Consider the following 8655-nt stretch of genomic DNA (forward strand, 5'->3'; position numbering starts at 1 on the left):
TTTTCTACCAGCCCTTGGCGCCGAGGTGCCCCTGACTTTCAATGTGCGGTGTTGAATGCACCAGACAAGAAGCGCTTTTTTGCAAAAAATTATTGCTTGCAAATTTTGATCGACAAATTTCATTGCCCCTCTGTCTAGATTTACGCATGGGTCACATCGTATTTCATGGGCCGTCATCATTTTTCATGATTTGAAAATTTTAAATGCTGCAGTGCCGCAATTTTTCTCAATATGGAAAAATTAAAATCATATTGTAAAAAAGACTTCACAAGTAATTGATTTTAAACAAATAAAAAAACGTCTTGTATAAGACATAAGAATTGAAATCAGTCTTGTATAAGAGTTAAGATGGCGTCAACGACAAAGCAGAATTCGCTGCCCACATCGCCCGATTTCAACTTGACTTCAGGAGTCCGAACATGCCCGCCAATCTCACTCAACAACTGAGCCGTGAACAACAAATCGCCGCCCTCGATAAAGACTGGGCAACGAATCCACGCTGGAAAGGCGTCAAGCGCGGATACACCGCAGCTGACGTGGTGCGCCTTCGCGGCAGCATGCCCATTGAGCACACCTTGGCCAAGCGCGGTGCGGAAAAACTTTGGGAGAAGATCAATGGCGGCGCCAAAAAAGGCTATGTCAATGCATTCGGTGCCATCAGCGCAGGGCAAGCCATGCAACAAGCCAAAGCCGGGCTGGAGGCGGTGTACCTTTCGGGCTGGCAAGTTGCCGCGGACGGTAACACTTCTGAAACCATGTACCCCGATCAATCGCTTTACGCCTATGACTCGGTTCCGACCATGGTTCGCCGCATCAACAACACCTTCAAGCGCGCTGATGAAATTCAGTGGGGCCGCGGCGTCGAGCCAGGCAGCAAGGAGTTCATCGACTACTTTCTGCCCATCGTGGCCGATGCAGAAGCGGGCTTTGGTGGTGTGTTGAATGCCTTTGAGTTGATGAAGAACATGATCGCATCGGGTGCTGCAGGTGTTCACTTCGAAGACCAATTGGCTGCTGTTAAGAAATGCGGCCACATGGGTGGCAAGGTTTTGGTCCCCACACATGAAGCTTGTGAGAAATTGATCTCCGCACGTTTTGCAGCCGACGTCATGGGTGTGTCCACGATCGTGCTGGCTCGCACCGACGCTGAAGCAGCAAACCTGATCACCTCAGATCATGATGCCAATGACAAGCCATTCCTGACCGGCGATCGGACACAAGAGGGCTTTTACCGCGTCAAAAATGGTCTTGAACAAGCCATCAGCCGTGGCGTTGCTTATGCACCCTATGCCGATCTGGTCTGGTGCGAAACAGGTGTGCCGGACATTGGCTTCGCTCGCGAATTCGCGCAGGCTGTGCACGCTGCTTGCCCTGGTAAGTTGCTGTCCTACAACTGCTCGCCGTCGTTCAACTGGAAAAAGAACCTCAACGACAGCCAGATCGCATCTTTCCAGGATGACCTCTCGGCTTTGGGTTACAAGTACCAGTTCATCACACTGGCAGGCATCCATATCAACTGGTTCAACACCTTCCAGTTCGCCCACGCTTACGCACGCGGCGAAGGCATGAAGCATTACACCGAGATGGTGCAAGAGCCTGAATTCGCGGCCCGCGAAAAAGGTTACACCTTTGTCTCGCACCAGCAAGAAGTCGGCGCTGGCTACTTCGACGACGTGACCACAGTGATTCAGGGTGGTTCATCCTCGGTGAAAGCCCTCACAGGTTCCACCGAAGAAGAGCAGTTCCACTGATCGAAAGTCAAGTCACTGAAAGCGAGGGCGGCGTAAAATCCGCCCTCAGCGTTTAGACACTTACTCCAAGCGTGGCCTTTGCCGCGCTTTTTTACTTTCAGACACATGGTTCAGATTACTCTTCCCGACGGCTCCTTGCGTGAATTTCCTGGTCCCGTCACGGTGGCCGAGGTGGCTGCATCGATTGGTGCTGGCTTGGCCAAAGCGGCTTTAGGCGGCAAGCTCAATGGCCAATTGGTGGACACCAGTTGCACCATCGCCACCGATTCAAAGCTTGCCATCGTGACGGCCAAGGATCCAGAAGGGCTTGAACTGATCCGTCACTCGACCGCCCATTTGCTGGCTTATGCCGTCAAGGATTTGTTTCCGCAGGCGCAGGTCACGATAGGTCCGGTCATAGAAAACGGGTTTTATTACGACTTTTCGTACAGCCGTTCCTTCACGCCCGAGGACCTGATTGCCATTGAAAAACGCATGACCGAGCTGGCCAGCAAGGACGAGGCGGTGGTTCGCCGGGTCTTGCCTCGCGATGAAGCCGTGGCTTATTTTAAGAGCCTTGGCGAAAACTACAAGGCTGAAATCATCGGCAGCATTCCGGCAGGCCAGGAGGTCAGTCTGTACCGCGAAGGTGGTTTTGAGGACCTGTGCAGAGGCCCCCACGTGCCCAGCACCGGCAAACTCAAACACTTCAAACTCATGAAAGTCGCCGGGGCCTATTGGCGCGGTGACAACAAGAACGAGATGCTGCAACGCGTTTATGGCACGGCCTGGGCCAGCAAAGAAGATTTACAGCTTTATTTGACGCGATTGGAAGAGGCCGAAAAGCGCGATCACCGCAAATTAGGCCGTGAATTGGACTTGTTTCATATCGATGAACATGCCCCCGGCTTGGTGTTTTGGCATCCCAAAGGCTGGACGGTTTGGCAAACTGTGGAGCAGTACATGCGCCAGGTTTACCGGGACAGTGGCTACCAAGAGGTCAAGGGCCCGCAGATCCTGGACAAAAGCTTGTGGGAAAAAACGGGACATTGGGACAAGTACCGTGACAACATGTTCACGACCGAGTCCGAGAAGCGCGACTATGCACTGAAGCCGATGAATTGCCCTGGCCACATCCTCATTTTCAAGCAAGGGATCAAAAGCTACCGTGATTTGCCGTTGCGTTACGGAGAATTTGGTCAGTGCCACCGCAATGAACCCTCGGGCGGCTTGCACGGCATCATGCGGGTGCGTGGCTTCACCCAAGACGACGGACATATTTTCTGTACCGAAAACCAAATATTGCCTGAGTGCGACACCTTTACCAAGGTGCTGAAGAAGGTTTATGCCGATTTCGGCTTCAGCAACATCCTTTACAAGGTCTCTACACGGCCCGCCGCCCGTATCGGTGCCGATGAACTGTGGGACAAGGCTGAAAAAGCCTTGATGGACAGCTTGCGAGACTCGGGCTGCGAGTTCGTGATTTCTGAGGGCGATGGCGCTTTCTACGGGCCCAAGATCGAATACACCTTGAAAGACGCAATTGGCCGTGAATGGCAATGCGGCACGATTCAGGTCGATTTCAATTTGTCGGAGCGTCTGGACGCGGAATATGTGGCTGAAGACGGATCGCGCCAGCGACCTGTGATCTTGCACCGCGCCATCGTCGGCAGTATGGAGCGTTTCATCGGCATTTTGATCGAACAGCACGCTGGCGCCTTGCCCACTTGGCTTGCCCCGATTCAGGTGTCTGTGCTCAACATCACCGATGCGCAGTCTGATTACTGTCGCGAAATCGCTGCAAAATTGCAAAAATCGGTGTCAAATCAAGGCCTTAGGGTTCAGTTGGATCTGCGTAACGAGAAAATCACGTATAAAATACGAGAGCATTCGTTGCAAAAGCTGCCTTACATCCTTGTCGCTGGCGACAAGGAAAAGTCAGCAGGTACCGTCGCAGTGCGCGCCCGAGGCAACAAAGACCTCGGTGTGATGTCGATCGATGCGTTCATAGAACACATTGCTGCCGACATTGCTTCTAAAGCCTGAAGGTGAATTTCGCCACAAGCTTTGGCCCGTGGGCACAAAGATGGATGGGCTGCATTTTGCAGTTTTGTTCCGTAAAGGATTGAGTCATCGCTACCGAATTTCGTGATCGTCGCCACCGCGAAGAACGTAAACACCGTTTGAACCGTGAAATCATGGCCCCAGAGGTCCGTGTATCCGGCCCTGAAAATGAGCCCATGGGCATTTTGTCTTTGGCAGATGCCTTGCGTCTGGCTGGTGAAATGGATGTGGACCTGGTGGAAATTGCCGCTACGGCCACACCGCCGGTTTGTCGTTTGATGGACTACGGCAAGTTCAAGTACCAAGAACAAAAGCGTGCGGCGGAGGCCAAAGCCAAGCAAACTGTCATCGATATCAAGGAAGTCAAGTTCCGGCCTGGTACCGATGATGGTGACTACAACATCAAGATGCGCAACATCCGTCGTTTTTTGACAGATGGTGACAAGTGCAAGATAACCCTGCGTTTTCGTGGCCGCGAGATCACCCACCAAGAGTTGGGCATGGCCTTGCTGAACCGAATCAGGGACGAGTTGGCAGATTCGATCATCGTTGAGCAGTTTCCAAAGCTCGAAGGTCGTCAGATGATCATGATGATTGCGCCTGGACGCAAAAAGCCGACAGGTAAAGCAGCAGATGCTGCTGCACCTGTGGAATCGGCTTGAACATAATTTGAACTGCCTTCGGGCAAGTCGAATCAAGAGCTGCTCTCGGGTGGCTCTTGTTAAAAGTGGCTCGGGGCCAACAAGGCTGCAAAGATTTTGCAGACGCCTCACGAGCACAACCAAAGGAGCATTGATATGCCCAAGATGAAGACCAAAAGCAGTGCCAAAAAGCGCTTCCGTGTTCGTCCAGGTGGAACCGTTAAACGCGGCCAAGCCTTCAAACGTCACATCCTGACCAAGAAGACCACCAAAAACAAGCGCCACCTTCGCGGTTCAGTCGCTGTGCATGAGACCAATATGGGTCACATTGCTCAGATGCTGCCCATGGCTGGCCTTTAATCACTGACGAACAAGGAGAATAAATATGCCTCGCGTTAAACGTGGTGTAACGGCGCGTGCCCGTCACAAGAAAGTTTTGGCCCTTGCAAAAGGTTTCCGCGGTCGCCGCGGCAATGTCTTCAGGATCGCTAAACAGGCGGTGATGAAGGCGGGTCAATACGCCTACCGTGATCGCCGCACCAAAAAGCGTGTGTTCCGTCAGTTGTGGATTGCCCGTATCAACGCCGCTGCGCGTGAATGCGGTCTGACCTACAGCCAATTCGCCAACGGCCTGAAGAAGGCCGCCATCGAGATCGACCGCAAAATGCTGGCTGATATTGCCGTGCATGACAAGGCCGCTTTCGCTGGAATCGTGAACCAAGTCAAGGCCAAACTGGCTGCAGCTTGATATCACGGGCAGCGTGAACCCGTAGTTTTACTGCGGGTACATGCTTGGCCAGTCCATCAAAGGGGTTGGGGCTCACAAAAGCTTCAATCCCTTTTTTTAATATGAAACACACCGATCCCACACCATGAACGAGTTGGACACCCTGGTTGAATCTGCCCGGCAGAGTTTTTTGCAGGCACTGACACCTGCTGACCTCGAAAATGCCAAAGCCCAATTTTTGGGCAAAGCCGGTCGCATGACTGAATTGATGAAGGGCCTTTCTTCTCTGAGCGTGGATGATAAAAAAGTTCGCGGCGCTGCCATCAATCTGGCCAAGCAAGCCATCGAGTCCGCCCTGAACGAGCGTCGCCAAGCTCTGGCCGACGAAGAACTGCAAGCCCAACTCAAAGCTGAGGCTTTGGATGTGACATTGCCAGGACGCAACCCCCGGCAGGGTGGTTTGCACCCAGTGTCGTTGACGCTTGAACGCATTGAAAATATTTTCGGCTCTATGGGTTTCGAAGTTGCCCAAGGCCCCGAGATCGAGACAGATTGGTTCAATTTCACGGCGCTCAACACGCCTGAAGACCACCCGGCACGCTCCATGCACGACACCTTTTACGTCGAAGGTGGTCATTTGCTGCGAACGCACACCAGCCCGATGCAAATCCGCCATGCGGTGCAGCACGTCAAGCGTTATCGCCACCAGATCGATGCAGGTCAAGGCATGCCTGAGATTCGCGTGATCGCACCGGGTCGTACTTACCGTGTGGACAGTGACGCCACCCATTCGCCCATGTTCCACCAGTGCGAAGGCCTGTGGATTGGCGAAAACGTGAGTTTCAAAGACCTCAAAGTCGTATTCACTGATTTCTGCCGCACCTTTTTCGAAAGCCACGATCTGGTCCTGCGCTTTCGGCCGAGTTTTTTTCCGTTCACCGAGCCCAGTGCAGAAATCGACATTCAGTTTCAGACGGGCCCGCTGGCGGGTCGATGGCTGGAGGTGGCGGGTTCTGGCCAGGTCCACCCGAACGTCGTGCGCAACATGGGCCTGGACCCTGAGCGATTTATTGGTTTTGCCTTCGGCATGGGACCTGACCGGTTAACCATGCTGCGATACGGTGTGAACGATTTGCGCCTGTTCTTTGATGGCGATATCCGTTTTCTGAGCCAGTTCCAGTGAGCATGAAGGCCTGCAAACATTTCTGCAGGCCCTCGACACAACAGAGTCAAGACGATGCAATTTCCTGAATCCTGGTTGCGCGAATTCTGCAACCCGCCCCTGACCACCCAGCAATTGGTCGACACATTGACCATGGCGGGTCTCGAAGTGGAAGAGGCCGTGCCTGTGGCACCTCCTTTTAGCAAAATTGTGGTCGGCGAAATCAAGGAAACTGTTCAGCACCCCAATGCCGACCGTTTGCGGGTGTGCCAAGTCGACGTGGGGCAGGGCACGTGGCTCAATATCGTCTGCGGGGCACCCAATGCTCGGGTTGGCATTCGGGTCCCCTGCGCCATGGTCGGGGCCGAGTTGCCCCCGGGCGAAGACGGTAAACCCTTCCTGATCAAAGTCGGTAAATTGCGGGGTGTAGAGAGCCAAGGCATGCTGTGCTCGGCCAAAGAGTTAAAAATTGCCGACGATCATGCCGGCTTGATGGAGTTGCCCAGCGATGCCCCTCTGGGTCAGGATATTCGCCAGTACCTGAACCTTGACGATACGCTCTTCACCCTGAAACTGACGCCCAATCTGGCGCATTGTTTGAGCGTGTACGGCATCGCCCGCGAAGTCTCTGCTTTGACCGGTGCGCCGCTCCTGTCACCCGAATTTCCGACATTGGCAGCCCATATTTCTGACAAACTGCCTGTCAATGTGCTCGCGCTCGACTTGTGTGGCCGCTTCAGTGGCCGCGTGGTCAAAGGGGTGAACCCCAAAGCCCAAACCCCCCAGTGGATGGTGGACCGTCTGGCCCGATGTGGTCAGCGCAGCGTGACGCCGCTGGTCGACATTTCTAACTATGTGATGTTCGAGTTCGGTCGCCCGTCGCATATTTTTGACCTCGACAAAATCCATGGGGGTCTGCAGGTGCGTTGGGGGCGCGAGGGCGAACAGCTCAAATTGCTCAATGGTCATAGCGTGACGGTGGACAGCAAGGTGGGCGTGATCGCAGACGACCGTCAGGTCGAGTCTCTCGCGGGCATCATGGGTGGCGACGCCACAGCCGTATCAGATGAGACGAAAAATATCTATGTTGAAGCCGCTTTTTGGTGGCCTGCTGCCATCGCGGGCCGGTCGCGCCGCTATAACTTTTCGACCGATGCGGGTCACCGCTTTGAACGGGGTGTTGACCCTCAGTTGACGGTAGAGCATATCGAGCGCATCACCCAGTTGGTGCTGAACATTTGCGGTACACCAGAGACGCAAATCGGGCCAGTGGATGACCAGATCATGGCCATGCCAGAGGCAAAACCCGTCACATTGCGGGTGTCACGTGCCAACAAAGTCATTGGGATGCCACTGACACAAAAACAGTGCGCAGACGCGCTGCGGGGTCTGGGTCTGCAACTGACCGAAGCCGATGGCATCCTGACGGTGACGCCGCCAAGCTTCCGATTTGACCTGCAGATCGAAGAAGACCTGATCGAAGAAGTGGCTCGCATGGTGGGTTACAACAACCTGCCCACGAACCCGCCGCTGGCCCCGATCACCGCCAAGATTCGTCCTGAAAATTCTCGCAGTCCTTTCATGGTCCGCCGCAGTCTGGCGGCTTTGGGATACCAGGAAACCATCAACTTCAGTTTTGTCGAAGAAAGCTGGGAAAAAGACCTGGCGGGTCAAACTGAACCGATCCGCTTGCTCAACCCGATCGCCAGTCAAATGAGTGTCATGCGCTCCAGCCTGATCGGCTCCTTGCTGCAGGTCGTCAAGTTCAATGCTGACCGCAAAGCCGAGCGTGTCCGGGTGTTTGAATTGGGCCGAGTGTTCAAGCGCGATGCCAGTGTGCCGGACAGTGACACCACTGTTGAGGGCTTTGACCAGCCCATGAAGGCCTCGGGCATGGCTTGGGGGCCATTGGAGCCGCTCAACTGGACAGGCAAATCCCGCCTGGTCGATTTTTTCGATGTCAAAGCCGATGTCGAACGGCTGTTGTTACCTGCCAAAGCCGAATTTGTGGCCGCCGAGCACCCAGCTTTGCACCCTGGCCGTTGTGCGCAAGTGTTGTTGCAGGGGCGCGTGATAGGTCACGTCGGCGAATTGCACCCCCAATGGCGTCAGGCTTGGGATTTGCCGCACGCTCCCGTGGTCTTTGAGCTGGATCTTGAGGCCCTCACACGGCGCGATGTGCCGATGGCGCAGCCAGTGGCCAAGCTTCAGTCTGTAGAACGCGACATCGCAGTGATTGTGGACGAGCAGGTCACACACGGCCAGTTGATGAAGGCCATCCACAGCGCCCCAACCCAGGGTTTGTTGCGTGATGTGGTGTTGTTCGACATC

General features: G+C 54.3%; 7 protein-coding genes. All 7 read left to right on the forward strand.

What is annotated here, in order from left to right; all coding sequences use genetic code 11:
- Positions 1-419: 419 nt before the first annotated feature.
- Entirely contained in the window at positions 420-1751 is a 1332-nt protein-coding gene (aceA, locus tag ACIQ3A_RS07200; RefSeq protein WP_396431072.1) for an isocitrate lyase, read from the forward strand.
- 105 nt (positions 1752-1856) lie between these two features.
- Entirely contained in the window at positions 1857-3776 is a 1920-nt protein-coding gene (thrS, locus tag ACIQ3A_RS07205; RefSeq protein ID WP_396431073.1) for a threonine--tRNA ligase, read from the forward strand.
- Positions 3777-3862: 86 nt separating this feature from the next.
- Positions 3863-4456: a translation initiation factor IF-3 gene (gene infC, locus ACIQ3A_RS07210; RefSeq protein WP_396431076.1), complete on the forward strand. Its 594-nt coding sequence runs from the start codon at positions 3863-3865 to the stop codon at positions 4454-4456.
- 135 nt (positions 4457-4591) lie between these two features.
- Positions 4592-4795, forward strand: coding sequence for a 50S ribosomal protein L35 (gene rpmI / locus ACIQ3A_RS07215; protein ID WP_108407728.1), 204 nt, complete (start codon positions 4592-4594; stop codon positions 4793-4795).
- A 25-nt stretch (positions 4796-4820) separates the two neighbouring features.
- Positions 4821-5183: a 50S ribosomal protein L20 gene (rplT, locus tag ACIQ3A_RS07220; protein ID WP_026036460.1), complete on the forward strand. Its 363-nt coding sequence runs from the start codon at positions 4821-4823 to the stop codon at positions 5181-5183.
- 124 nt (positions 5184-5307) lie between these two features.
- Entirely contained in the window at positions 5308-6345 is a 1038-nt protein-coding gene (locus tag ACIQ3A_RS07225) for a phenylalanine--tRNA ligase subunit alpha (RefSeq protein WP_396431074.1), read from the forward strand.
- Positions 6346-6399: 54 nt separating this feature from the next.
- Positions 6400-8655: phenylalanine--tRNA ligase subunit beta (gene pheT / locus ACIQ3A_RS07230; protein WP_396431075.1), on the forward strand; the 2256-nt coding region annotated here is incomplete at its 3' end.

It is taken from the genome of Limnohabitans sp., from assembly GCF_044361985.1.
Lineage (GTDB): Bacteria > Pseudomonadota > Gammaproteobacteria > Burkholderiales > Burkholderiaceae_C > Limnohabitans_A.

What these genes read in the sequence shown, in the direction of transcription:
- ACIQ3A_RS07225 (WP_396431074.1), top strand. Translation starts at nt 5,308, where the DNA reads ATGAACGAGTTGGACACCCTGGTTGAATCTGCCCGGCAGAGTTTTTTG.
- rplT (WP_026036460.1), top strand. Translation starts at nt 4,821, where the DNA reads ATGCCTCGCGTTAAACGTGGTGTAACGGCGCGTGCCCGTCACAAGAAA.
- rpmI (WP_108407728.1), top strand. Translation starts at nt 4,592, where the DNA reads ATGCCCAAGATGAAGACCAAAAGCAGTGCCAAAAAGCGCTTCCGTGTT.
- aceA (WP_396431072.1), top strand. Translation starts at nt 420, where the DNA reads ATGCCCGCCAATCTCACTCAACAACTGAGCCGTGAACAACAAATCGCC.
- thrS (WP_396431073.1), top strand. Translation starts at nt 1,857, where the DNA reads ATGGTTCAGATTACTCTTCCCGACGGCTCCTTGCGTGAATTTCCTGGT.